The organism is Pseudanabaena sp. FACHB-1998, assembly GCF_014696355.1.
Classification (GTDB): domain Bacteria; phylum Cyanobacteriota; class Cyanobacteriia; order Pseudanabaenales; family Pseudanabaenaceae; genus Pseudanabaena.
Genome location: NZ_JACJQA010000045.1, coordinates 69,938 through 96,845 on the forward strand (window position 1 = coordinate 69,938; position 26,908 = coordinate 96,845).

Below are 26,908 nucleotides of genomic sequence, written 5' to 3' on the forward strand. Positions count from 1 at the left end.
ATGCGCGGCTTCGCCGCGCATAGCTATTTCTTGGTTTTATATGTATATTTCTTCGGTGGGAAGGGAGTAGGACACAAAGCCCAAGAAGAGAGGGGCGGCGCTTCGCGCCGCCCCTCTCTTCTTGGGCTTTGGTAATGCAAGTCACTACAGCTACCTATCAACTCACGAAAGTGTGACAACACTTTTGTGAATCAAAAAGCCGATCCAGCAAGGTTTTTCAAAACTAAAAAATGGCACAGCCATTTTTAGTTTTGGTACTTAAAAGCAGTGAGTTATGATTATTTTAGATTGTGCAGACTCAAGGCGTATATTTGTGCGAAAGGAAAAACTATGACTTTTACCTTAGATCCATCTAGCGATCGCGTCACACTTCCCGACCATACTCAACTTCCAGAATCTGACGGTACGTTTGTGAAAAATTTTCAAGAACATCCGCAAAGTATCCTGCTCACTGATTCGATTGAGCCGATTTTGCAAAAATATCATCCTGATGGACAGTACGCGATCGGGCAGGATTCGGGCATCTATTGGCGTATGACAGAACCACCCGAAAAGGGAGCCGAAGCACCCGATTGGTTTTATGTGCCGAATGTGCCGCCAACCTTAGATGGTCAGACGCGCCGCTCCTATGTGCTTTGGCAAGAATTTATTGCGCCTCTAGTTATTTTGGAATTTGTGTCTGGAACTGGTAAAGAAGAACGCGATCGCACTCCTTGGACAGGTAAATTTTTCATCTATGAGCAGGTGATTCGTCCTGCTTTTTATGGAATTTACGAAGTACAAAAAGCCAGCATTGAGCTATATCGCCATGTGACCAATCACTTTGAATTGGTTCCTGCCAATGAGAGGGGGCATTTCCCCATTGAGGAGTTAGGCGTGGAACTTGGCATTTGGCAAGGAGTTTACCAAAATTCTGACCTGCCTTGGCTGCGTTGGTGGGATGCTAATGGCAATTTACTGTTAACAGGTTGGGAAACCTCTGAGCAAGAAAAGTTAATTGTTAAGCAGGAACGATTAATTGCTGAACAAGAGCGCCAACTGGCAGAACAGGAGCGCAAAAAAAATGAGATCTTGATCGCCCAATTACGGGCGGCAGGAATTGAACCGCAGCTATAGCTGGGCTTCGATCGCGGCTAATAATTTTCCCTGTGACCAGTCTTGATAGAGATGCGCCGCGATCGCGGCTCCACCTGCGCCAACTCCTTCCTTCACAAAGCCTTGCTCATAGGCACGTAGTTGGGGAAATTGGGATTTAGCAAAGCTTAGTTGGGTGGCGAGTAATGGGACATCCCGCACTGCTAGGGCTAAATCGACAGTGTGACTTGTGGGATCTTCGGCAACCCATCGAGTTGTGCCTATGACGATCGCATCGGGATTCCATAGGAGTTTTTGATAGGTGGCGATCGCTCTAGTGAGGGCATAGACCGCTAACATTTGAGTGCCGCCTGCGAGTAATACACCACTGTGACGACTGGCGGCGATCGCCATCCCTGCGACGACTATTTGCATCGGATCGCCTACGGTGGCAACAACTTCAAAGGGATTTGGGTTAGAACTGAGATGGGTTAAGCCTGATTGCACGATCTCCCATTTTTGAGAATGATTACAGGTGGGATGAGAACTATTGACTTTATCTTTCGCATCAATTCCTAATCCCGTTAAAACAGCCAGAGCCGTAGTCGTGCCACCAACTACGCATTCACTCAAAAGTACATAGGCTCCAGATTGTGCTAATTTTTCGCCCCATACTAGTCCTTGGACAAATAATTGCAGTACCGTTTCTATAGGTAAAGCATGACCTGTACTTACACATTTTGCAGGTAATCCATCGAGATTGATTGTCTCAACGGTGGGCGCGATCGCTAAGCCAGCATTGAAAATGAATAGAGGTAGTTTTTGGGCATCGACCACCGCACGGGAAATGAGAACAGGCGAAGCACCAGCAATTAGGGGTGGCAAAGGGAAATTGGGGTTTGCGCCTGTGGCAAGAAATTCAGCATCAGCGATCGCCGTATATTTACGGTCTTCAGGCGTAGCACCTGCGGCGGAAATATTGGGGATTAGCCCTGTTTCGGTGAAACCTAGCACACAGGCAAATACGGGACGCTTCCCGCGATAGGTTTTGAGCCAAGCCTTAGCTTTTTTGCGTTGTGTGTAGATTTTGATCATAGTATCTATTTAAAGCGATGTAGAGAGTGGCGGCACTTCGTGCCGCCACTCTCTACATCGGATAGCTTAACTATTACTTTTTTGTTGGCGACAGCGATCGCTACAATACTTAACTTCATCCCAGCACCTTCCCCATTTCTTGCGCCATGAGAAAGGTTTACCGCAAACTATACAATCTTTGCTCGGTAAAAAGGATTTATTGCCCTTGGCAGCCATAGTAGTGATAAATAAGTGAATGGGCGCGAAGCGCCGCTCATCCTTACTATACTAAAATAGAACTGCGTTGATTAGGTAGGGTGAGGGCTTTGCCCAGCCACACCAATGCGTAATTTCCCTGATTCTGTCAGTAGAGGATAGACCGTAATGATTGCGATCGCTAAATCACCCCTATCATCAGCACCAACTAAGCATCGCTTTACCGTTGAGCAATATTACAAAATGGCTGAAGTTGGTATTTTGGGCATAGAAGAACGCACGGAATTAATTGAAGGAGAAATTACTGAAATGTCACCGATTGGAGCAAAACACGCTGGTAGCATTAATCGGTTGAATAGAAGATTTTCGGCAATAGTTAATAATCAAGCGATTATTGCAGTTCAAAACTCCATTAGTTTAAATGACTATTCCGAACCACAACCCGATCTGGCTATTTTGCATTGGCGAGAAGATTTCTATACCCAAAGTTTACCTAATCCTTCAGAAATTTTCTTGTTAATTGAAGTTGCTGACTCCACTATAAAATACGATCGCGAAGTTAAAGCTCCTCTCTATGCGAAAGCGGGTATTCCTGAACTATGGATTGTGAATTTGGAAGCACAGGTATTTGAAGTCTATCGACAACCTAGTGAAACTGGTTATCAGCAGATGCAAATTTACACCAAGGGACAGACGGTTCAACTAGAACAACTTCCAAATGTAGAGATTGAGATTGATTTTGTCTTTTAATGAATATCCCAAAAGAGAATGGGGCGGCGCACTGCGCCGCCCCATTCTCTTTTAGGCTTTGCAACCTTCGACAATATGGATATCTTCAGCCGTCGGTACAATGCGAAGTAGTTTTAAACCTGCTTGCTCAAAAATACTTTGAAATTCTGCTTCTGTCCGTTCTTTGCCCCCTGGACACATGACTAGCATATTAATATCTAGCATTTTGGCAGCCGCAGGAAGATTAGCCGCAGGAACTACCTGCTCGATGACGAGAATTTTGCTTTGTTCACTCATCGCTTTTTGGCAAGTTTGGAGAATCTTGATCGCTCTTTCATCATCCCAATCATGGACAATATGTTTGAGTAAGTATGCATCTCCGCCAGTTGGTACAGCATCAAAAAAGCTGCCACTCAAACATTCACAGCGATCGGCAATGCCATGCTTTTCTAAAGTGGAATAGGCATGGTCGATGACATATTTTTCATCAAAGAGAATGCCTTTGCTGTGAGGGCATTTTTGCAAGATTTCCGCGAGTAGCTCTCCGTAGCCTCCACCCACATCCACAAGGGTTTTGAATTCTGAGAAGTCATAGGCTGGGGCGATCGCCCTTAATTCCATTGCCGAGAAGTTGTTCATCGACTTCTCAAAAACGAGAGCCGCATCGGGATTGCTGCCAAAATACTCAAATACGCCTTTGCCAAAGCGATGATCAAATGCTGGTTCGCCAGTTTTCACACTATGGAGTAAGTCCCCCCAAGCTTGATAATGTTCGGGGTCGCCGAGCATGATCGCCGTAGACTGGAGTGACTGAGGATTGTCACTGCGTAAATATTCTGCCAAGGGAGTCATGGCAAAGGTTCCTGACTCTGTTTCGGTAAAAATGCCAATACTGGCTAGGGCGCGTAAAACTCGATATAAAGCACTTGCATTCGTATTAGTGCTGTCCGCGATCGCTTGATAGGTTTGAGGCGCTTCGATTAGGCGATCGGCAACACCTAGTTTTGCGGCGACATAAATACATTGCGAAACCCAATAACCAGTCATCATCTGCATCAGTTGGATGTGCAGAGGCAATTGAGGAGGATTCATAGATAAATTATGAAAATTTACAAGTTTATTATAAAAATTAGTCTGCCATTTGATCAAGACTGTTTTGCTTCTTTTAGGCTTCTATCCAACCCAAAGTGGCGGCGCTTTGCGTCGCCACTTTGGGTTGGAGAATTCTTCAGGCTGATTTTTGCTGAATCAGAATAACTTTCTGTTCGGCTTTTTCTAAATAATCGCGACAAAATTGCGATCGCTGCATTCCTTCTTCATAAAGAGCTAACATCTCATCAAGCGCCGCCTCCCCATCATCCAGAATCTCGACAATTTCCTCAAGGCGTTGCATTTGTTCTTCAAAAGATAAATTTTGCAAATTATTCTGCAACTTGGTCAGATCTTTCATATACTTTCTCGATTTTGACTTGGGCTACTTCCGATCGCCGCACAATTTCCACTTTAGCAAATGGATCTGTAAATTCTGACAGGGATTCATTTTCGTTAAGATAGCGATCGCCTACTTGCAATAGCGCAAAGCCTCGCCGCAAAGGGGACAAAGGATAAAGCGACTGTAAATGGGCTTTAGTGCGCTCCAGTTTCGTGGCGGATTGGCGGAGATAGCGCAAGAGCGACTTTTGCATTGACTGCTCGGCTTCGTCTAACTGCTGAATGCGATCGTGGAGGCGATCGCCGAGGTTTTGCAAGGCATAACTATTTGTGAGGGTATTGAGTCGTTGGCGATAATTTTGGATTTCGGTTTGCACACTTTGGGCAAGGCGATTTTTCCAAAAACTAATTTGCTGTAAAAGCGTATCGCGATCGCATTGAGAGACAATCTCGGCGGCAGCCGTTGGCGTGGCGGCGCGTAAATCCGCCACAAAATCAGCGATCGTAAAATCGGTTTCATGCCCCACCGCCGAAATGATCGGAATGCGGGAATGATAGATCGCCTCAGCGACAGGCAAAGTATTAAAAGCCCAAAGATCCTCAATCGAGCCGCCACCTCGTCCGACAATTAACACATCGGCATCGGTATTTTGCAAAGAGGCGATCGCTAAGGCAATCTCTTCAGGAGCCGTTTCGCCTTGCACGGTGGCGGGGGCTAAATAAATTTGGCAATGGGGCGATCGCCGCTTGAGGGTACTGAGAATATCTTGAATTACGGCTCCTGTAGAAGAAGTCACCACCCCAATTTTGAGAGGCAAAGCAGGAATGTCTCGCTTATGGTCTGGCTCAAAATATCCGCGTTGGGCTAGTTCCTCCTTGAGAGCAGCAAAGGCTAAATATAAGTCACCTTCCCCTGCGGCAGTCAGGCGATCGCAATCAATTTGATAGCGCCCCCGAGGCGCGTATACCGTCAGCCGTCCTTGCACAACCACCTGCATTCCATTTTTAGGACGAAATGAGAGACTACGACTTGCCCACATCACACAATCAATCTGAGATGATTCATCCTTGAGGGTAAAATAGCGATGTCCAGAGGCAGCAGTTGTATATCCCGAAATTTCTCCCGTTACGCGCACAACGCCAATTTCCTCGCGCAACAAAAGTCCGATAGCTTGCGTCAAGCTACTGACAGTTATAGCTTTATTTTCAGTTTTACTTGTTGCCGCTTTAGAACTTCCCATAGATTTTCTTACTAAACTTTCCTAAATAGGTAAAGATAAGCGCCGCCCATCCTTACCATAGTAAATACTTGCGATCGCCATGCCTAAACTCTGCAAATCTCTCATCTATTCTATGCTGCTCTTGTTCTTGCCCGTAGCTGTGCAAGCCCAAACGACCGACGACCAAGGCAATTATTATCGTAATGAATCCCCTGTGCAAGCGCCTAATCGACTAAATCGGATTGCTTCAGGCTCCCTATGGCGCGTCATAGTTGATGGACTAAATTGTCGTCAGCAGGCAAATATCAATAGTCCCATCGTTCGCACTTACTTAGCAGGTGAGCTATTAGAAGTGGAAGTTTATCGCGGCGGTTCCGATGAAGTGTTAATTAATCCAATCGATCGTAGTGGTAAGCCTTGGATGCCTGTACGCGGAGCCAATAGCGAGGATGTTTGCTATGTCCGAGCCAATAGTCGCTACATTCAGCCAGTAATGCGCTAATGTCTGGGTATTTAAGAAAAGTTATCGTCTTTTCTTAAATACCTAGACATTACAGCGCTTTGGGCTTTCCTAAAACCCGCAAAAGGCTGTAGTTAAATAAACGCTCTCTTCCTACCAATATAATAGGCTTTCCTAGTAGATAATTAGTAGCGTGTGACAAAGCCGTATAGCCCTAATTATCTACTAGGAAAAGAAGAGTTTCAAAGATTTATATACTTTTCTACATTTCTATAATTATTACTATCCAAGACCTCTAATCTTAAATTTACATTACAATAAATTTACATCAAAATAAATTTTAATTACAATAAACCAAGCTCTATTTATAATGAGATTTATTCCTCAAAATCTATGCTTTCAAATCACTTTTGCTACGTTGTGGTTGTAATGACACTGCCTTGGGGATTTTTAGCATTTATTCCTCCTACTCAAGCTGCGGGAGAATCGATTACTCTAAATAATATTTCTCGCCCCGTATTGGAATGTATCAAAAGAGACAACAAGCACGCTAAGGGAGAAATGTATTATACGGGGGGAGATAACGGGGAAGGTACGATAAGGTACGATTTCAACGTCCTAGGGAAGATTCGCTATAACTTTGAAGTGACGCAAAGCAAATTGACGGTACAACTTACAAAGGGTAGCCATTGGACAGAAGTAAGCAATGGATATATAGAAACTGCGGAAAAATGTAGACAGAACCCAGATTATAAAAAGTAGGATTACATCACTTCTTATTTTATTAAAAAATAAGACCATTTTCTCTCATGTATTTTATGTTTGTTTGCAAGTAAAATGTATTAAAAATAACTTTATAAGTTAGAACGTCATTAAAAGTATTGAAAAAATTAAAATACTTTCAAAATAAATTAAAAAGATGCAAGAATGTTTCTGAATTCTATTGGTTATAGCAGTCAGGAGCTAGGGATGAATTTCAAAATCTACTTTGTCATGGGAGCTATAGGGTTTCTCTTCAACGCTCTTACGGATTTGGGAAATAAAGCATTAGCGTTGGAAATCGATTCACATACAAAAGTAACACCACTCTCACTTTCCAGTCATTCGATTCCATCAGAATCAAGCAATCACATCTCCAACTATGTTGTTACATCTTCTTACGATCAACAGGCTGCTCAGTTAACCTCTGTATCTCAACTTTCTGACGTAAAAGCCACCGATTGGACATTTACTGCTTTGCAAAGTCTGGTTGAACGCTATGGTTGTATCGCAGGATATCCAGACCGAACCTATCGAGGGCAACAAGCAATAACCAGATACGAATTTGCCTCTGGTCTAAGCTCCTGCTTAGATAAAATCAATGAAATTGTGAGTGCGGGACTTGCAGATAAAGTTAGACAAGAAGATCTCGCTGCCCTTAAAAAGCTTCAAGAGGAATTTGCTTCCGAACTTTCAGTATTAAGAGGTAGGGTCAATACAATTGAGGTAAACACTAGCCGAATTGAATCTCAGCAATTCTCGCCTATTACAAAGCTCAACGTTCTTAGTTCATTTAACCTAAGTAGTTTTTCCTCTGGCGGAGATATTCGCGCTGAAGGAGTACCGATTCTTGGGAGTGTCCCTGTAGCGCGTTTTGCCTTCCGCAATCCTTTGAATGGAAGTCCAATTGTAGGCGTAGTTACAGATAAACCCAACACTACCTTAAGTTATTCCAATTATCTAATTTTGACTTCCTCATTTACGGGGAAAGATACTCTCAATCTTATTTTAGCAATGGGAAATGGTAATCCACCTGCTAGTACCTTTGCTTCGGCAGGATTTTCTAGCACCTTTGCAGTTCCCTATGCCGATTCTAATCCTGTCGTTCCCTTGCCAGCGAATAGTGTGGGGTTGTTTGAACTCTTTTATAGCTTTCCCATTAGCGATAACCTAAGATTGCAAATTGGTCCTCGTATTCTACCTTTTCGCCAATTTGATGCCAATCGCTTCACCTCCATTCTTAATGGAGCAGGGGGACTAAACTCTTATCAAAGCTCGATCGCCAATAGTGGATTGACAGGAGCAGGAGCGATTATTGATTGGAAGATGTCCAGTCAATTGACCTTAAAAGCAGGCTATCTAGCCCGTAACGATGCTTCTTTTTTATACTTTGGTGGTGATGCTTCTAGCAATCCCAATCGGGGATTGTTTGGTGGTTCTAATCAAATTCTGACTGAACTCACTTATTCCCCCAACGATTCTACGAACCTCAGGTTTCTCTATAGTCGTACTTACAATCAAGCCCCACCAGCCTCACCTCTCGGTCAACCAAACTTTCCATTCTTTCTAACTTATTCTGCTCGAGGGGTTGTAGACGATGGTTTGGGTGGTAGGTTGCAAGATAGTACAGGCGATAATTTCGTTTTTAACTTTGATTGGCTACTAGATAAATCCTTTGGCTTATTTGGTCGTTATTCCTATAGCAATTTCCGAATCCTGCCTGTGAATCCAGTAATTTCTGGTGGTAACCTCAGTCTTCAGGCTTTCCAGTTTGGTTTGGGTTTTCCCGACCTTGCTGTAGAAGGAGCTTTAGGAACTGTTTCTGTTACCATTCCATTTCAAGTCCTCTCTGGACGTAATTTCCTAGTATCTGGGAACGGCGATGGTGGCACTCAGTACGATGTGGAGATGACCTATTCCTATCCCATATCAGAATATATTACTCTTGTGCCTTCTTTGTTTGCTATATTTAATGCTAATAACTTCAGTAGTAATCCTACAATTTGGGGAGCAGCATTGCGAACTCAGTTTTTGTTTTAAGGCTAATTTATAGCGCTTTTCTAGACCAGTGATGTTTGTGATTTAGAAAACGTTATAAGGAGTTAGAGGACTTAATCAAAAATTACTTGAAATCCTTATTTCAAGATAGGGGTAATTCTTAAGAATTACCCCTATTATTTAATCTTCGGAGTAAATCTTGATTTCTTAGAAGAAAAGTAGTTTTTATAGAAAATTGCGATCAAAAAGCATAGATGCCTTATGGAAAAAGTGATCCCCACAACATTAGCAGGACATTATCAAGTAATAGAGCATCTGGGGAGTGGCGGCTTCGGGCAGACTTTTCTTGCAAAAGATGTTCATCTTCCCGGAAGCGGTTTGTGTGTAGTCAAACAATTTAAACCGATCGCAAATGATCCCGAAACCTTGCAGATAGCTAAGCGATTATTTGATCGGGAGGCAGAAACCTTATATCATCTCGGCGATCGTACAGATCAGATTCCACGATTGATGGCACACTTTGAGCAAGATGGTGAGTTTTATCTAGTCCAAGAATATATCGAAGGTCAAGCTCTCGACAAAGAAATTGCCTCGAGTAAGCGGCTCAACGAAACTGAGGTCATCAAGCTTTTGCAAGATGTACTACAAGTACTGGCGTTCGTACACCAACAAAATGTGATTCATAGGGATATTAAACCTGCAAATTTAATCCGACGCAGTAGCGATCGCAAGTTTGTCTTAATTGACTTTGGGGCTGTCAAAAGAGTCAGCGAAAAATCTGTAAACTCCTTAGGGCAGACTAGTACATTAACCGTAGCGATTGGTTCTCAAGGTTATATGCCCAGTGAGCAAATGGCTGGACAGCCGAATTTTAGCAGTGATATATATGGCGTAGGAATGCTTTGCTTTCAAGCGCTAACTGGATTGAGTCCCAAGCAATTCCTAAAAGACAACTACACTGGAGAATACACTTGGGCTTTGTGTCGCAAGCAAATAGTTGATAATCAGGTCGCACTTGACATTCGAGATGGGCTTGCTGTTATCCTCGAACGTATGGTGCGCTACGATTATCGTCAAAGGTACAAAGATGCGACTGTTGCCTTACAAGCACTCGCAGAATTTTTAGAACAAAATTCAGACGATGAGGCTACGGTCATTCATGGTAATCCATTTATTTCCGAAGCAAATGCTCCACAAGAACTATGTTTAGAGTCGCCTGAAGGACAGGTGAATATTACTTCACCTTTTTATGTTTTTTCTCCCTATGAGCAACGATGCTATGAAGAGATTGATAAATCTGGTTCATTGCTACGCATTAAGTCGCCGCAGCGCATGGGTAAATCATCTTTAATGATCCGAATTCTCGATCAAGCTAAACAGCAAGGTTATCGCACGGTAGCTTTAAATTTAGATCAGGCAAGCCAAAAGCTATTTTCAGACCTTGATAAGTTCATGCAGTGGTTTTGTGCGTCCGTCGGCAAACAACTTGGAGTCAAGGTTAAGCTCGAAGATTATTGGGATGATATTTTTGGAGCAAATGACAACAGTACGGATTATTTTGAAAAGTACTTACTAATGGAGTCCGAGCCCCCCCTTGTGCTTGCTTTGGATAATTTTGATCGCATTTTTAAGTATCCCGATGTCGAAGTGGATTTTTGCGGTTTGCTACGTGGTTGGTATGAAAGCTCTCGGATCAAGCCATTATGGAGTAAGCTACGCCTTATTATCGTTCACTCTCAAGAATCGTATGCTCAAAAAGATATCAATCAATCACCGTTTAATGTAGGTTTGCCAATTGAATTGGGAGAATTTACGTTAATACAGGTGCAATCCCTCGTAGGTAAACACGGATTAGATTGGACTGAGTTTGAGATTATCCAACTAATGAATCTAATAGGCGGGCATCCTTACTTAGTGCGATCGGCGCTCTATCATATTGCTTCTGGAGACATCTCTTTGGAGCAGTTTATAAAAACATCACCCTCAGAAGCGGGAATCTATAGCAGTCATTTACTGGGGCTATTACGCATCCTAGAAGAACATGCCGATCTTTCCAAAGCGATGCAAATGGTGGTGAATTCTGAAGTTCCCGTTCGATTACGGGCGGAGGAAGCATTTAAGCTCGATAGCATGGGGCTAGTGGTGAGGATCGACAATAATGTAACTTCAAGATGTAGTTTGTACCGTCAATATTTTTGCGATCGCTTAGGATCTACTTAATGGTGTAAATTTCTTGAGAGGCGGAGAGATTACTTAGAAATGACCAATTAAAAACTGTAATTTAAAGATGACTACCTCGACTCCATCTGCCAGTTTTAGCTATCATGTCGGCGGAAGCCTTGCTGTAGATGCGCTTGCCTATGTAGAACGACAAGCAGATCTGGAGATATACGAACGCCTCAAAAAAGGTGAATATTGCTTTGTATTTAACTCTCGGCAGATGGGCAAATCGAGCTTGCGGGTAAGAGCTATGCAAAAACTACAGCAAGACGGGGCTATCTGTACGGTAATCGACCCGCAAACGAGGGGAACGACTTTGCGCGAAGACCAATGGTACGCGGGAACCATCAAGCGCTTGATTGGTGATCTACACCTTGAGGAACACATCGACTTCTTGAAGTGGTGGAAAGAACTGGATGCTCAATCGATTTCGGTAGTGGAAAGATTTTATGAGTTTATTGATAGTGTGTTACTGCCCCACACTACGAGAAAAATCATCATTTTTGTGGAAGAAGTCGATAACCTACTCAGTCTAAAGTTTGACACCGATGGCTTTTTTATTTTGATTCGCTCATTATATGAACGTCGTGCCGAAAAGCCTGAATACAATCGACTCACATTTGCTTTTTTGGGTGTGGCTACCCCCTACGATTTAATTCGGGGTTTAGATCGATCTTCTTTTAATATCGGTCATCCTATCGAGATGAGTGGATTCCAATTGTATGAAGCAAGCCCACTTATTCGAGGATTGGAAGGAAAGGTAAGCGATTCGCAAGCGATTCTACAAGAAGTTCTCTATTGGACAGGCGGACAACCATTTTTGACGCAGAAATTATTGAATTTAATATTACAGAATGTAGACTTTTCAAAGTCCGCAAAGGATTTAGTGGAACAATCTGTCTATTCCAAAATTATTGACAATTGGGAAGCGCAAGATATGCCAGCCCATTTGAAGACTATTAGGGATAGGATCTTGCAAAGCGATGAGAAAGTGCGGGGACGATTGTTAACGTTGTATCAACAGATTCTAGATCTTGATGGCATAGCGGCGGATGAGAGTGGCGAACAGATGCAGTTGCGCTTAACTGGGTTAGTTGTTAAGAAAGATGGAAAGTTGATGGTTTATAATCCCATCTATGCAGCAGTATTTAATCGCCTATGGTGTGATCATTCGTTAGCAGATTTGAGACCATCTTTCTACGCAGAAGCTTTGAAGGCATGGCGAGAAGAAATTGAAGAACAAAAAATATCTTTTTTACTACGAGGACAAGCGCTAGAGGATGCTGAGGCATGGGCTAATGGTAAAAGATTAGGCGATGAAGATGAGCAGTTTTTGCGTGATAGTCGGGAGATGGTAAAGTTAGAAAATAATCTTAGGTTAGAGTCAGAACAACAGGCAAGAGAAGTAGCGGAAAAAGAACGATTGATTGCTCAAAAGCATCAAGAAATTGCCGAGGAAGAAGTCCGAATCTTGGGAGAAGCCAATCAAAAAGCCAATCTCCGAGTGCGCGTTGGCTCAGCCGTATTAGGATTGACACTTGTTTTAGCTGTGGGTGCAGGAGTTTGGGCTACTAAGTCAGTAAAAGAAGCAAAAGTAGAGGTTATTGCGACAAAGAATGATGCCCAAGCTAAAGTGCAAGATGCGAACCTTGCGGTGGGAGATGCCCAGAAACAAGCTGAAGCAATTCGTAAAGACTCTAAAAAAGAGAAACAATTGGCAGCACAATCAGTTAGGGAAGCTCTAGCAAAGCGGAAAGAAGCGGAATTAAGAGTCGAGCAGGAACAAAAGAATTTGGAAGCCGCTAAGTCGGAGTTAGAGAAAGTATCACAACAATCTTTAGCGCAGGTGGCGATCGCCCAAGCGAAGATAGTCGATGCAGAGACAAAAGTTAAGGAAGCAAAGCAAAAACTAGAACAAGCCGATCGCGATGCAGCCTTGACAAGTACGCTTGCTGACGTACGTCTAAAAAGCATAGATGCTAAAGGTGATTTTAAGGTAGGAAAAGATTTTGATGCTTTGGTGCAGTCTGTAAATGCAGGACATAAGCTACAGGAAGTAGATCGATTACTCTGGTCTAAAAACAATACCCAAATGCTGCTGATATCCAACTTGTCGCAGTTAGTTTATGGGGTCAAAGAAAAAAATCGATTTTCTCATACAGATCCTGTCATGAGTATCGCCTATAGTCCCGACGGTAGGACAATTGCCACAGGTAGTGGGGACAATACTGTAAAATTGTGGAGCTTAGAGGGTAAAGATCTGCAAACTTTCAAAGGGCATAGCGATCCCGTTGTTAGCGTCGCTTTTAGTCCCGACGGCAAGACGATTGCTACGGGTAGTGGGGACAATACCGTGAAATTGTGGAGCTTAGACGGTAAGGCAATACATACTCTCAAGCATACCGCCCCTGTCTGGAGTGTTGCTTTTAGTCCTGATGGTAATACAATTGCCACGGGCAGTTTTAATAGTAACTTGAAGTTGTGGAGTATAGACGGTCGGGAACTGCAAACTTTCAAAGGTCATAGAGGATCTGTCCGCAGTGTCGCTTTTAGTCCCGATGGTAAGACTATCGCTACGGGTAGTGAAGACAACACTATGAAATTGTGGAATATAGATGGCAGAGAACTAAAAACCTTCAAAGGTCATAGTGCAACAGTATTTAGTGTTGTCTTTAGTCCTGATAGCCAAATAATTGCCACAGGTAGTGGGGATAATACGGTGAAATTGTGGAATATAGATGGGAGGGAACTACAAACTTTTAAAGGTCATAGTGACCTTATCAATAACGTTGCCTTTAGTCCTGATGGCAAAACAATCGCTTCAGGTAGTGGGGACAATACGGTGAAATTGTGGAATATAGATGGGAGGGAACTACAAACTTTTAAAGGACATATTGCAACTGTCTATAACGTTGCCTTCAGCCCTGATGGCAAAACAATTGCTTCCAGCAGTGCGGACAATACCGTAAGGTTATGGAGCTTAGATACTAAGGAAATTCTAACCTTCAAAGGGCATCCTAAACCAGTCTATAGCGTTGCTTTTAGTCCCGATGGCAAGACGATTGCCAGTGGTAGTGATGACAGTACCATGAAATTGTGGAGCCTAGATGGTAGGGAACTACAAACATTTAAAGGGCATAGCTCAACTGTCTATAGCGTGGCTTTTAGTCCCGATGGTAAAACTATTGCCACAGGTAGTTTTGATAATACTGTGAAATTGTGGAGCCTAGATGGTAGGGAACTGCAAACCTTCAAAGGACATCCTAAACTAGTCTATAGTGTTGCTTTTAGTCCCGATGGCAAGACAATTGCGAGTGGTAGTGATGACAGTACCGTGAAATTGTGGAGCCTAGATGGTAGAGAATTACAAACTTTTAAAGGGCATAGCTCAACTGTCTATAGCGTTGCCTTCAGCCCTGATGGTAAGACAGTTGCGAGTGGTAGTGATGACAGTACCGTGAAATTATGGAACCTAGAGGGTAGGGAACTACAAACCTTCAAAGAGCATAGCTCAGCCGTCTATAGCGTTGCTTTTAGTCCTGATGGTAAAACTCTTGGCACGGGTAGTTTTGATAATACTGTGAAGTTGTGGAGCCTCAACAGCAAAGAAGTTCAAACCTTTAAAGGGCATATCGCCCCTGTCAGAAGTGTCGTTTTTAGCCCCGATAGCAAGACCGTCGCTACGGGTAGTGAAGACAATACGTTAAAATTGCTGAGTCTAGATGGCAAGGAACTACAAACTTTTAAAGGGCATAGCGCACAGGTCTGGAGTGTTGCTTTTAGTCCTGATGGCAAAGCGATCGCTACAGGTAGTTATGACCATACTTTAAAATTGTGGGATTTAAATTTTGACAACCTGATGACTAAGGCATGTGCATGGCTAAATGACTATCTCTCTAATAACCCCAACGCCACAGAAAGTGACAGACAAATGTGTAGCATCACAAAGCGTTAGACATTTATGTTTTCATTAAAACCATAATTTACAGTGTCATACCGTAGTATGATGTAGTAATAGGTAAAGCTTACGGCTTGCCTATCACAACCCTCAATTCAAAACACTACGGTCAGTTGTGGAACTTTCTTTAAAGAGTGAATATGCAATCTTGGCAATGCTTGAGCTAGCCAGTCACTTTGCGCTCGATCAGCCTCTGCAAATTCGTCAGATTGCTCATCAACAAAATATCCCCGATCGCTATTTAGAGCAGTTATTAGCAACGCTGAAGCGTCAAGGTTTAGTTAAAAGTCAACGTGGCTCTAAGGGTGGGTATATTTTGGCGCGTGAGCCTTGGAAAATTAGTGTTTTAGAGATTATTCGAGGGATCGAAGGTCACGACCCGATCGCCGAAAAAAGTAATAAAGCAAATAATGAAACGGCTTCGCTTTCGGTAATTCGGGAGGTATGGGAATCCGCTCAAAAGGCAGCTTCAAACGTATTAGATAGTTGCAGCCTTAAGGATCTATGCGATCAGCAACGCCAACGCCAAATTGCTACCACTATGTATTACATCTAGTCAGATGTAGATGTAATACGTTGCTACTCGCTTCCTACCCAAGAATGAGTTATGTGGCGCGAAGCGCCGCATAACTCATTCTTGGGTTTTGATGTCTGGCATAATTAATTCCAATTTGCGTAACCCCCAAGATAGGTGAAAGCGCTTTCACCTATCTTGGGGAGGTTTAGGTAAAAATTGCGCCGCCTTGTAAGCGTTGATAATGCATATCAAACTCTGCCTTTAGTAAGGGAAAAAGATCGAGGGTGGGATCTTTTTTGATAATGCGTTCGGCGGCTTGACGGGCTATTTGGAAGATTTCTTGACGGGCTGCCTCATCGGGTAATCGATCCTCAATGGAGAAACCTGCATGACCAGATTGCTCCGTGCCTTCGTCCTTGCCCTTACCCCGTATTTGGAAATCACGCTCAGCGATGAAAAATCCATCCTGTGATTGTTCGAGAACTTGTAAACGTTCTTGAGCCGTTTGCGATTTGGAACTACTTAAAAGCAAACAATAGGACTGGGCAGCTCCCCGTCCAACTCTACCGCGCAGTTGGTGAAGTTGGGCTAAGCCAAAGCGATCGGCATGTTCGATGAGCATCACTGAGGCATTGGGAATATCTACGCCTACCTCTACAACGGTGGTGGCGACAAGGATCTGGGTTTCGCCACGACGAAAAGTATTAATCGCCTCATCCTTTTCGCTGGAGGACATTTGCCCATGGAGTAAGCCAATTTGGAAGTTAGGGAAAACCACATTTTGCAAGTGTTCGCGTTCTTGCGTAGCAGCTTTGATATCTTCCATTTTTTCGGATTCTTCTACTAAAGGAAAAACAATATAAACCTGTCTACTTTGGGCAATTTCGCGACGGATGAGGTCATAGGCATCTTTGCGTTGAGAAGGCTTTAGTAATACGGTTTGGATGGGTTTGCGTCCGGGGGGAAGTTCGTCAATGATGCTGACTTCTATTTCAGAATTGGTTAAATAGAGGGTGCGCGGAATCGGTGTCGCGGTCATGATCAGAACATGGGGATCGGTTCCTTTTTGTAAGAGGCGCGATCGCTGATCTCTACCAAAACGATGCTGCTCATCAATGACGGCTAAGCCTAAACGCGCAAAATTTACGCCATCTTGAATTAAGGCATGGGTTCCAATTACCAAAGGCAATTCCCCTGTTTCCAGTTGGCGTAAAATTTCCCGTCGTTTTACGGTTTTTGTGGAACCTGTGAGGATTTCTACAGGTAGATTTAGCTGCATAAACCATTCGACAATTTTGCGGTAATGCTGCTCGGTGAGAACTTCCGTGGGAGCCATCAGCGCAGTTTGATAACCAGCCTCGATCGCTGTCAAAAGAGCATATACCGCCACAATCGTTTTACCTGAGCCGACATCGCCTTGAACGAGGCGGTTCATCGGCGTTTGTCCTTGCAAGTCAGCACGAATTTCCGCGACTACCCGTTTTTGGGCGTTGGTAAGCTCAAAGGGGAGGATTTTTTCTAGTTGAGCGATCGCCTGACTTTGGGGAATAAACTGAATAGCCTTCTGCTGTTGGCGGCGGTAGAGGGAAACAAGGCGGCGATAGAAATATTTGTCAAAAGTAAGCCGAATAACCGCTTGCTCTAAACTTTCACTGTTGTCGGGATAATGAACTTGGGCGATCGCCTCGGATAGTCCCATCATTTGATAATCGCGCAAAAAGCGATCGGGCATCGGATCGACAATTTGCGAAACTGCGGGTAAACATTGGGCGACAAGACGACGGATCGCTTCGGGCGTAATCCCTTCGGTGAGGGGATAAACTGGCACGACCCGCCCCACGGTTTTCGATTGAATCGTGTCGTGGGTATGCTCTAGAACTTCTATTTCATAGTTTTCGAGGGTCAAGCCATATTTGCTTTGTTTGACCACACCCGAAGCGGCGATCGTGCAACCTTGAGGATAGAGCTTTTTTTGCGACTCTTGCCAACCACGATTGGAGTAACGCTTTCCTGTCCAAAAGCGGCTTAATTTAATCTGTCCCGTATGATCGCGGAGAATGATTTCCACAATCGTAAGATTGGGATTTTTGGGACTTGTAAAGCACCCAAATTTCTTAATCGTGCCGATGACCGTGACCGTATCCCCATCTTTGAGTTCGCGAATGGGAATCTGACGTGCGTAGTCAATATGATCGCGAGGATAATAACTCAGCACATCGCGCACGGTATATAAATCTAGAAGCTGAAACCTTCTCGCCATGAAGGAGCCAACGTCTTCGATATCCTTTAACTCAGTTTCGAGGGTTAGCTTTTTGGGAGATTTTGGTTCTGTCGCCGCGATCGCTTCAGTTTTGGGCTTTTTAGGTTTAGGTGAGGCACTAGTATCTATAAGCTCACGGCGGCGAACTTCGTAAAGGAGGCGGCGTGTCTCGGCGATCAGGTGCTGCCTTCGCGCTAAGGGCAGTTCAGGGTATTGGGCATATTGATTGGCAAGGGTCTGGGCTTGGAGGCGATCGCTCATTTCCCATGCTTCAGGCAATTCTTCTTGTAAACTCACCTGCAAAAAATCCGCAAACAAAAATTGCTTTCCCTGCAAATTGGAAAAGCCTTTCTCAGCCTCGATACTTAAGGCTTGCTGTAAACGGTTGATATCAATTGGCACAAATCAGTAGATTAGTATGCAAACGATAATTTTATAGCGATTTTCAAAAGCCCGAAAAAAGCTATATGTTAATATAATAATCCTTAGAAGACTGATAAAAACATGGATTGTATATGGGAATGCGACTTTGTCTCGACTTGCTTGCAACCTCAATTCAGCAACTACATCAGCTAGAAGGTATTGCTGCATTACCCGCATCATCTTCTGACGAAATTGAATCTCAGCATCTTTCATTACAAGATACGATTAGCAATCTGCAATCTAGCTTAACAGAACTAGAAATTGCTCAGCGATCGCTACTGGGGGAATTAGATCGCTATCGCGAACTATTTGACTTTGCGCCTGACGGCTATTTTGTTACCGATGCCGATGGTGATATCACCGAATCAAATCGCGCCGCCACGCTTATGTTTGGTTCCCATCCCATTGGTCAAAATCTGGAAAAGTTTGTCTATCCCACCTATAAAGAACAATTTCAAAGACTGATTGGACAACTTCAACGGGGTCAAAATATTAAAAGTTTAGACTTTCGGATGCAGTTCCCCACGGGGCAACCCTTTGATGCCAGCTTTACGATTATCAGCATCCGCGCTCTAGATGGAAAAGTTATCGGAATGCGGTGGTGGATTCAAGACATTACCCAGCGCAAGCAGGAAACTGAAAAACTGCAACAGTCCCATCAACGGCTAGAAATACGGGTTGCGGAAATGAATGCCAAGCTTAACTTAATGGATCGTCAGATTCGGGTAGAGAGAGATGAACAGCGCCGCATATCCAAAAATCTTGCCCGTAATGAATCAAAATTGCGAGCAATGATGCAACATTCATCGGATATTGTGCATATTCTCGATATTGACACGACAATTCACTATTGTAGCCCTGCTCTATTTAAAACTTTGGGCTATTTGCCCGAAGATGCATTGGGCAAAAAATTCGTGAAGTTCCTTCATCCTGACGATCTGCCAATTTTCCATGACTTCCTTGCCCAATCCGTAGATGCCCTGTCTGTGTCCAAACCAATTATCATGCGCCATCAACGGATTAATGGCGATTGGATCTACCTAGAATCAGTTTGCTGCAATCTCTTGCAAGATGCAAATGTGCAAGGCTTGGTGATTAATTCTCGCGATATTACCGAACGCAAGCGCACCGAGTCCGCCTTGAAAGAAAGTGAATTAAGATTAGCTACCCTCGCCTCGAGTATGCCCGCAACTCTCTATCGACTTGCCATGGGTAATGACAATAAAATCTTTATCCCCTTCATCAGTGATGGGCTAATTGATCTCGTCGGCATTAGCCCCAAACAGATTATTGGGAATCCCTATCAGCTTCTTGATCTCATTCATCCAGAAGATGTCGATCAGTTTAAAGCATTAGTCAAAGCAGGTTTTGATAAGCTTGCCACATTCCGCCATGAGTTTCGGATTATTACCCTCAATGGAGAGGTGAAATGGGTACAGAATATCACTCGTTACTACAGAACTGAGGATGGCGGGATCTTAGCCGATGGAGTTTGCATCGATATTAGCGAAAGAGGAGAAGCGGAGTCTAGTCTCCAACGCACTAATGAGCTATTGAGAGCCGTGATTAAATCGGTTCCTGTGGCGATCGATATTATTAGTCCCGATGGTCAAGTTTTACTATGGAATGCTGTATCCGAAAGACTGTTTGGGTGGAATAATGCTTCAGTCTTAGGTAAGGCGGTTCCAAACATTTCGGAAACCCAAAGTATTGAATTACAAACTGCAATTCTGGATACCTTAGCGGGTAAATCCCTTGAAGCAGTCCAGATGTCCTTCCAAGTGCGTGAAGGCAACTGGGTAAATGTAAACATGTCTACGGTGTTAGTCCATGATCCCCACGGCAAGATCATCGGCGTGTTGAGAATTATTGATGAGTTAGACGATCGCCTTGATCCAGAACCTAGTAAATCTAATGGCACGACTAATCAGCCCCATGCTTCTAATATGATTCCCAGTAATAAAGAGGCGATCGCTAATTTTGGATTGATTAACACTAATCTGCTAATCCATCAATACAATCTAGGACAGCGTAATTTTGCGGGCTTAAATTTGAGGGCTGCTTATTTTGCCGAAGCCGATCTTCAGCAAGTTGATTTTAGTGGTGTTGCTCTCAATGGTAGTAATTGCAGTTATAGCAACTTCCAGTATGCCAATCTCCGAGGCGCAGATTTGCGTGGTGCAAATTTCCAATATGCTGATTTAAAGTGGGCTGATTTACGGGGTACAGATTTGCGCGGGACGGATCTGCGGAATGCTGATACCACAGGCGCAATGCTTGATGATACGAATTTCTTAGGCGCACTCTTATCTGTCGCTTCTTAACAAAAAAATAGATTAGATGCTAAGCATCTAATCTATTTTTTTGTTAAGAAAAAACCTGCATAGCAGGTTTTTTCTTTAAGTTAGCTAATCCACTCAGGAATTGCTTCTTCCTTGGTATTAGTACGACGCTCAAGGGTTTGACGCTCAAACTTCATGTGGATAGCGCGATTTTGTTCGCCATCCGCAGCCACAGCGAAGATGGGATAATCTTGGATACCATCTTGGAAAGAAGTGTGGAAACGGAAAGTCCCATCGGGATTGAGCTTGATGGGGCGACCACCAATAGTGACCGAAGCATCTGGCTCCGTAGCACCATAGACAATCAACTCCGCATCAGCCACTAGCCAGAATTGACGAGGACGGATCGGCGCTTCGCTAGAGAAGAAACTATAGCTAGACTCCATGCCGATGCCAGAGTAATTAATGCCACTAGCGCTAATTGCACCTGCTGCACCTGCAAATAAGCCTGCACCAGATGGGAAGATGTAGGAGCTAAGGGATTCAGGAGCCATGCCAAGCCCTGATTCATGCTGCATGGAGCCATAGAGTGAACCAGAGATACGTTGCACTTCAGCTTCGCGAGCGATGTTGAAGATTTCATCGTAGGAAGTATCGGGCTTGGCTACTTCTTCCGTAGGAGCAGGAGCTACTTTCTTCTCAGGTGGAACCAAGGTGAAGAAGGTTTGACCCTTGAGGGTTTGATCCCAAGGTACAGTAATAAAGTTGTCTTCTACCCATTCCGAAGGGAATACAGGGGGAACATGCACAACCTTAGAACGGGTTAGCACCAACCAACGTCCATCAGCACAGCGATAGCCAAGTTCGGCTACATAGTCGCGATCGCTAATGGGAATAGGTAAATACCATTCACGCGCTAATTCGTCGCTATTGTATTCCTGTAAGTTGTTAGGAGTTTGGTAATCTAAATTAACATCCGTGGCATCGTATAGACGTAGAGCCAATTGCTGTCCACCTTGACGACGCAATTCTTCTTTTTGAGAATTAGGAACATCCCAATACACATAAGCCCACTGGGGATCGCGAGGTAATAGGACAATCCGACTTTCACCATATCCACTTGGTAGCTCGCCGATACTTTTGTCAATAGCGGCAAGTGGTTCTAGATTTTCTTCTGTTTCTTCACTACCCAAATTAAACTTTGATGCTTCCACGATTTCTTGTGTCTCCGAATTAGTGCTATCTGTTTGGGTTGAGGCTGAGCCTTTAGCCGAGAGAATGGTTTGGATATCAGCTAATAACTGAGATTTTCGCATTCGACTATAGCGAGAAATTTCTAGTTCTGCTGCTACTTTGCGAAGCTGACGCAAGGTCATCTCTTCTAGGGGAGGACGTTCCCTCGCCATACAATTAACCTCCAACTGCTTGTGATAATGTCTACCCGAGTTCAGAGCAACTGAGGGATCGGACTGTAGCTAAATACATTTTGCCAAATTTTCTGAGATGGTCAATGGCTGAAAGGGTTATCTTCTATTGCTTTTAGCTATTTATCACAAATTTTAAAGTACAAATACTTAGCCAAAACCAAATACCTGTAATTGTTATAGCCTTTAGGTCATCAGTTTAGAGGCGGGATCAATATGTCAGGAAATTATAACATAACGATCCCCTCCTTTGGATACTGGGGGAGGTTGTCCGAAAAGCAATAAGATTAGAGGGACAACAAAAAATGTAATTTTATAAATTTATAGATATGAAGGCAAAATACGAGTCTTTGTTTAAGTCTTTAAGTAATGTTGGTAAAGGTTATTTAGAGAGCTTGTGTCGTTCCGCGATCGCCTTTGTTTTAGTAGGATTAGTGATCTTCGGTGGTTTTGCCTCAGATGCAAACGCAGCTTTATTTAGCAAAAAAGGCGATGGACTTTCTACCAAGGAAATTCAAACACTCGTCAATGCTGGGTTAACAGGTAATTATGTGGCTGATACGACAGACACCATCCAAACTTTACGGGATGCGATTAACCTCCCTGAAACTGCGGAAAATCGGGCGGCTGTAAAAACTTCGGCTAGATATAAGATCAACGCCTATGTATCTCGCTATCGAGCCGATCGCGAAAAGAGCGGTATGTACTCCTACACAACAATGTTGACGGCTCTGAATACTTTGGCGGGATATTACAATGGCACAGTCAAACGGGCTGTTCCTGCAAAAGTGCGCGATCGCCTGCTACAAGAGTTTGACCGTGCAGAAACGGCTCTTGCTCAAGGACGTTAAATCGTCAGAAGCAGGGGCTTAGCCCCTGCTTGCCGCAACTAATGTGAGGACATCCCAAATTGGCGACAGGATTGGCGACACTATACGAAGCATTGCAGCAAGATCCACAAATCCGTGAGTTTGTCGAAGAGTTGCACCAAACTGACGCGCAGGAGTTTTGGCATCGAGTGATCGCCATGCTCCAGCAATTTTCTCTCCAGAGACAACTTAATGGTTGTTTACTCACTCATCATCCCTATATTTTCCCAAAGGCAGCCTTTCGCCAGCCCGATTTACAAACTTGGGTCTTTACCACCAGCAAATCTTCATTATTTCCTACAGGTTCTTTGCCCGTTGGAAATACGCAGGTTGTGTCCCTATTAAAGTCCGATGTACTCAATCAGGAATGGTTTTGTATTTTAGTCACCGAGACCTTTAGTGTTTTGGTCTTGTCTTCTCCTCAAAGCCATAGTTGCCTTTGGTCATTTCATCCTCAAGCGATTCAGATTGCGATCGCCACTTTAATAGCCCGTGTGCGTCGGTCGGAACAGCAGAATTTATTACAAACTACATTACAGCGATTTCCGCTAACCATGCCTCCCTATCAAATCATGGCAAGGTTTGGCGCGATTTTAATGGCTCAAAGTTCGATTCATCAAGATTTGCCAATTCCTGAAATTCAGGAAGTCGATATCATCAAGGCGATTACCCATGAGGTCAGGACTCCGCTTACAACGATTCGGATGCTAGTGCGATCGCTGAAACGTCGCAAAGATATTTCCACCGAAGTTAAAACGCGCTTAGATCGGGTGGATGCGGAATGTACAGAACAGATTGAAAGATTCAATTTGATTTTTGAGGCGGCGCAATTGGATAGCTATCCAATTATTTTAGAGGCAACACAAATCGAAGAGATTCTCAGTGATGGATTTATGCGTTGGCAAGACCATGCAGGAAGACGACAGATTTCCTTAGAAATGATTTTACCCACGGAAATTCCTCCTATTTCTAGCAACGCTTTACTTCTATCTCAAGTTCTCAATGGCTTAGTTGATCGCCTAGTTCGTAGCTTTCCGCCCGACAGCCATATTCAACTAATTCTCACCAGTGCAGGGGAATACCTCAAGCTCCAATTTCAATCTCAAGTAACCAGTCAAGGCAGTGGTGATTTGCCTTTGCTCAAAGCCGTAGGACAATGGCTGATGCTCCAACCTGAGACTGGAACCTTAAGCTTGAGTTTACCCACGACCAAGACTTTATTAAAAGCTTTAGGCGGAAAGCTCACAGTGAGAATGCACTCTAGCACCGCCGCCTACGATGGCGAAATTTTGACAATTTTCTTACCATTCCATAAGTAACTAAGACAAATCAAAACCCATAAAGTTGCGCCCCTACAGGGGCGCAACTTTATGGGTTTTGGTAATTTTTGCACAAGTACTTATAGCTGTGGTCACTTGCATTAAGACAAATCAAAACCCCAGAAGTGAGTTGCGGCGCTTCGCGCCGCAACTCACTTCTGGTTTTGTGTCCTAATAAGAATGGCAACAGCTATAGCAAAGCTTAGGGCGGCGCTTCGCGCCGCCCTAAGCTTTGCTATAGCTCAAAGTTCCATTAGCTGAATTAATTTCAGCATAGCAACCCACGGGTAAGGGTGCATTTTCGCCATCATGTCCAAAGGGCAAATTGATCACGATGGGGATTCCTAAATCACCTAGGCGATCGCGCCATATTTCTTCCATGCTGAAACTGGGCGTGGACACCTCCGCCTGACTGAAGCGACCGATCGCTATTCCCTTGAGCTTTTGCAAATGTCCTGACCAGCGCCAATGGGTTAACATGCGATCGACCCGATAGGGAGCCTCGCCCACATCTTCGATCGCTAAGATTACATTGTCTAAATCTGGACAGATTGGCGTACCAATAAAGTTCGTGGCGAGAGTGAGATTGGCAGGCAAGAGAACGCCTGTGGCTTTGCCTTGCCCCCATCCTTCGCCAGTTAGGGTAATCTCGTTAGCTTTACCTTCTAGCCAATCGAACAATTGTTGCTGCGATCGCTCTGGCTCTTTACCTAAAGTGGTCAGCACAGGAGCATGTAAGCCACTAATATTTTTATGTTTAGCAAATCCCCACAGTAAGGCGGTTATGTCCGAGAAACCAATGAGCCATTTGGGGCGATCGCTTAGTTGTTGCCAATCTAATTTTTCTAATAATCGCATCGAGCCGTAACCACCCCGCGCACAGGCGATCGCCACACATTCAGGATCATTCCATGCCTCAATTAATTGCTGACAGCGTTGCTCATCGGTTCCTGCCAGATAGCCCCAAGGCTGACTAAGATCTTCGGGAATTACGAGTTCGTAGCCGCGATCGCGCCAAACTTTGACACCCTGTTCAAAACGTTCCCATTCTCGTAATGCGCCACTGGGGGCAATGACACGCACTTTTTGAGTGGAATTGATACTTGGCGGTAGTTGGGTTGGTTGCATCAGGCTAGTAGTAAGTGTTGGCTCACTTAGGAAAATTGGTATTAGTCTATGCTACTTATACTCCCTTCCCCGTATAAAAATAGACATTAAAAACCAAGAATTAGTGATGCGACGCGAAGCGCCGCATCACTAATTCTTGGGTGGGATGGGATTAGTTCAAAAACTTCTCGACACAACGGGCAAAGATCTCTACACCAGTGGCTAGGGCGATCTCATCGAAATTGAAACGGGGGTGATGATGGGGATAGGCTAAACCCTTATCAGGATTCGCAGAACCGAGGAAGAAATAGCATCCGGGGACAGATTCTAAAAAGAAAGATACATCTTCGCCGCCCATCGTTTGGCATTCGGGAACGATCCCCTCGGGAGTCTCGATGACGTTTTCAGCAACGGAGCGCACTAGCTCAGCGATCGCATAGTCATTAATTACCGCAGGATAGAGCTTCGTATAGTTCAATTCATAGGAAGCCCCATGCGCTGCACAGATTCCTGCAATTACTTCTTCAATCCGTTTAGCTAACTTTGCGCCAACTTCATGATTAAAGAATCTGACTGTTCCACTAATTTTGGCGAAATCTGCAATAATGTTAGTCGCAGAACCTGCATGAAATTCTCCGATGCTAATTACAGCCGACTCAAGGGGGCTGACATTACGGGAAACAATGCTATGGAGTGCATTCACAATCTGGGATGTAACGAGAATAGAATCGATAGTTTGATGGGGAAGTGCGCCATGTCCACCACGTCCAGTAATGGTGCAATGGAAGTATTCTGTCGCCGCCATTAATGCACCACTTCTCACACCGACCGTGCCAAGGGGTAGATTATTCCAAATATGTAAGCCAATTAGGGCATCAACCTGAGGATTTTCTAAGACTCCCGCCTCAATCATTGGCTTTGCGCCTCCGGGTCCCTCTTCCGCAGGTTGAAAAATAATTTTGACCGTACCGCTAAAATCGGCGCGATGTTCCCATAAATATTTAGCAGTGCCTAGGGCGATCGCTGTATGTCCATCGTGACCGCAGGCGTGCATCATGTTATCAATTTGGGACTTATAACTGATGATATTTTCTTCTTGAATTGGTAAGGCATCCATGTCCGCACGGATTGCTAAAACCTTTTGATTAATCTTGTTGTTGGGATTACTTTTTTTCTTGCCTTCGATTATCGCGACAATCCCCGTTTGCGCTATCCCTGTTTGGTGAGGAATACCCCATGCAGTTAACTTTTCGGCGATCGCTGTCGCTGTGCGTTTTTCTTGAAAACCTAATTCGGGAAATCGGTGAAAGTCTCTCCGCCATTGCACTAGGCTAGGCTGGAGTTCAAGAATATCAGCCCGAATTTTAAAGTTAGTATGGGTGGGTGAACTGGTTGTAGCAAAGGTCATGGGCTTATATGGGTTTATTTAAAGGGCAAGGATGTAATATTGACTATTTCCAATATAACAAGCTAATTCATTACCTACAGCGTCAAGGGATGGCTTACAACCTCAAAAACTATGGCGCAAGCGCAGCGTGCGCCATAGTTTTTGCTCTTGAGTGCAAAGC

General features: G+C 44.0%; 20 protein-coding genes. 11 read left to right on the top strand and 9 right to left on the bottom strand.

The window, feature by feature from the left end; genetic code table 11:
- Positions 1 to 330 precede the first annotated feature (330 nt).
- Entirely contained in the window at positions 331 to 1,116 is a 786-nt protein-coding gene (locus H6F42_RS18060) for a Uma2 family endonuclease (RefSeq protein ID WP_190400765.1), read from the top strand.
- On the opposite strand, the gene cobT is transcribed toward H6F42_RS18060, so the two are convergent.
- Together cobT and H6F42_RS18070 are read right to left on the bottom strand one after the other, a co-directional pair.
- The gene (gene cobT / locus H6F42_RS18065) at positions 1,111 to 2,169 is read right to left on the bottom strand and encodes a nicotinate mononucleotide-dependent phosphoribosyltransferase CobT (protein ID WP_190400766.1); all 1,059 of its coding nucleotides are present in this window, start codon (positions 2,167 to 2,169) and stop codon (positions 1,111 to 1,113) included. The genes H6F42_RS18060 and cobT overlap by 6 nt on opposite strands.
- A gap of 66 nt (positions 2,170 to 2,235) precedes the next feature.
- Complete coding sequence (locus H6F42_RS18070) at positions 2,236 to 2,385, bottom strand: DUF2256 domain-containing protein (RefSeq protein ID WP_190400767.1); 150 nt, start codon at positions 2,383 to 2,385, stop codon at positions 2,236 to 2,238.
- A 147-nt stretch (positions 2,386 to 2,532) separates the two neighbouring features.
- On the opposite strand from H6F42_RS18070, the gene H6F42_RS18075 reads away from it, so the two are divergent.
- Positions 2,533 to 3,114, top strand: coding sequence for a Uma2 family endonuclease (locus H6F42_RS18075; protein ID WP_190400768.1), 582 nt, complete (start codon positions 2,533 to 2,535; stop codon positions 3,112 to 3,114).
- Positions 3,115 to 3,165: 51 nt separating this feature from the next.
- Here H6F42_RS18075 and H6F42_RS18080 read toward each other — a convergent pair whose 3' ends face one another.
- The 3 genes from H6F42_RS18080 to xseA form a co-directional block, all read right to left on the bottom strand.
- Positions 3,166 to 4,185, bottom strand: a complete 1,020-nt coding sequence (locus tag H6F42_RS18080) for a methyltransferase (RefSeq protein ID WP_190400769.1) — start codon at positions 4,183 to 4,185, stop codon at positions 3,166 to 3,168.
- A gap of 136 nt (positions 4,186 to 4,321) precedes the next feature.
- The gene (gene xseB, locus H6F42_RS18085) at positions 4,322 to 4,543 is read right to left on the bottom strand and encodes an exodeoxyribonuclease VII small subunit (protein ID WP_242018508.1); all 222 of its coding nucleotides are present in this window, start codon (positions 4,541 to 4,543) and stop codon (positions 4,322 to 4,324) included.
- Entirely contained in the window at positions 4,515 to 5,765 is a 1,251-nt protein-coding gene (gene xseA, locus H6F42_RS18090) for an exodeoxyribonuclease VII large subunit (protein WP_190400770.1), read from the bottom strand. Before xseA ends, xseB begins: the two co-directional genes overlap by 29 nt.
- Positions 5,766 to 5,844: 79 nt before the next feature.
- On the opposite strand from xseA, the gene H6F42_RS18095 reads away from it, so the two are divergent.
- The 6 genes from H6F42_RS18095 (at position 5,845) to H6F42_RS18120 (ending at position 15,695) form a co-directional block, all read left to right on the top strand.
- On the top strand, positions 5,845 to 6,246 hold the full coding sequence (locus tag H6F42_RS18095) for a hypothetical protein (RefSeq protein WP_190400771.1): 402 nt from the start codon (positions 5,845 to 5,847) through the stop codon (positions 6,244 to 6,246).
- 387 nt (positions 6,247 to 6,633) lie between these two features.
- Entirely contained in the window at positions 6,634 to 6,966 is a 333-nt protein-coding gene (locus tag H6F42_RS18100; protein WP_190400772.1) for a hypothetical protein, read from the top strand.
- Between the two features lie 165 nt (positions 6,967 to 7,131).
- A complete protein-coding gene (locus tag H6F42_RS18105; protein WP_190400773.1) occupies positions 7,132 to 9,003 on the top strand; it encodes an iron uptake porin in 1,872 nt (623 codons plus the stop codon).
- 219 nt (positions 9,004 to 9,222) lie between these two features.
- On the top strand, positions 9,223 to 11,181 hold the full coding sequence (locus H6F42_RS18110; RefSeq protein ID WP_190400774.1) for an AAA-like domain-containing protein: 1,959 nt from the start codon (positions 9,223 to 9,225) through the stop codon (positions 11,179 to 11,181).
- Positions 11,182 to 11,248: 67 nt separating this feature from the next.
- Positions 11,249 to 15,136, top strand: a complete 3,888-nt coding sequence (locus H6F42_RS18115) for an AAA-like domain-containing protein (protein ID WP_199289146.1) — start codon at positions 11,249 to 11,251, stop codon at positions 15,134 to 15,136.
- 118 nt (positions 15,137 to 15,254) lie between these two features.
- Positions 15,255 to 15,695 carry an Rrf2 family transcriptional regulator gene (locus H6F42_RS18120; RefSeq protein ID WP_190400775.1) on the top strand — a complete coding sequence of 147 codons (441 nt, stop codon included), beginning with the start codon at positions 15,255 to 15,257 and terminating at the stop codon, positions 15,693 to 15,695.
- A gap of 166 nt (positions 15,696 to 15,861) precedes the next feature.
- Here the strand turns inward: H6F42_RS18120 and recG are convergent, their stop codons facing one another.
- Positions 15,862 to 18,318: an ATP-dependent DNA helicase RecG gene (recG, locus tag H6F42_RS18125; RefSeq protein ID WP_190400776.1), complete on the bottom strand. Its 2,457-nt coding sequence runs from the start codon at positions 18,316 to 18,318 to the stop codon at positions 15,862 to 15,864.
- Between the two features lie 113 nt (positions 18,319 to 18,431).
- On the opposite strand from recG, the gene H6F42_RS18130 reads away from it, so the two are divergent.
- Positions 18,432 to 20,663, top strand: coding sequence for a PAS domain S-box protein (locus H6F42_RS18130; protein WP_190400777.1), 2,232 nt, complete (start codon positions 18,432 to 18,434; stop codon positions 20,661 to 20,663).
- Positions 20,664 to 20,743: 80 nt separating this feature from the next.
- Here the strand turns inward: H6F42_RS18130 and H6F42_RS18135 are convergent, their stop codons facing one another.
- Entirely contained in the window at positions 20,744 to 22,027 is a 1,284-nt protein-coding gene (locus H6F42_RS18135) for a DUF4912 domain-containing protein (RefSeq protein WP_190400778.1), read from the bottom strand.
- 347 nt (positions 22,028 to 22,374) lie between these two features.
- Between H6F42_RS18135 and H6F42_RS18140 the strand changes: the two genes are divergently transcribed.
- A complete protein-coding gene (locus H6F42_RS18140; protein ID WP_190400779.1) occupies positions 22,375 to 22,896 on the top strand; it encodes a photosystem II protein Psb27 in 522 nt (173 codons plus the stop codon).
- Between the two features lie 71 nt (positions 22,897 to 22,967).
- Positions 22,968 to 24,233, top strand: a complete 1,266-nt coding sequence (locus H6F42_RS18145; protein WP_242018509.1) for a histidine kinase dimerization/phospho-acceptor domain-containing protein — start codon at positions 22,968 to 22,970, stop codon at positions 24,231 to 24,233.
- A 225-nt stretch (positions 24,234 to 24,458) separates the two neighbouring features.
- Here H6F42_RS18145 and H6F42_RS18150 read toward each other — a convergent pair whose 3' ends face one another.
- The gene (locus H6F42_RS18150; RefSeq protein WP_190400781.1) at positions 24,459 to 25,361 is read right to left on the bottom strand and encodes an LD-carboxypeptidase; all 903 of its coding nucleotides are present in this window, start codon (positions 25,359 to 25,361) and stop codon (positions 24,459 to 24,461) included.
- 151 nt (positions 25,362 to 25,512) lie between these two features.
- Entirely contained in the window at positions 25,513 to 26,748 is a 1,236-nt protein-coding gene (locus tag H6F42_RS18155; RefSeq protein WP_190400782.1) for an amidohydrolase, read from the bottom strand.
- Between the last annotated feature and the right edge of the window lie 160 nt (positions 26,749 to 26,908).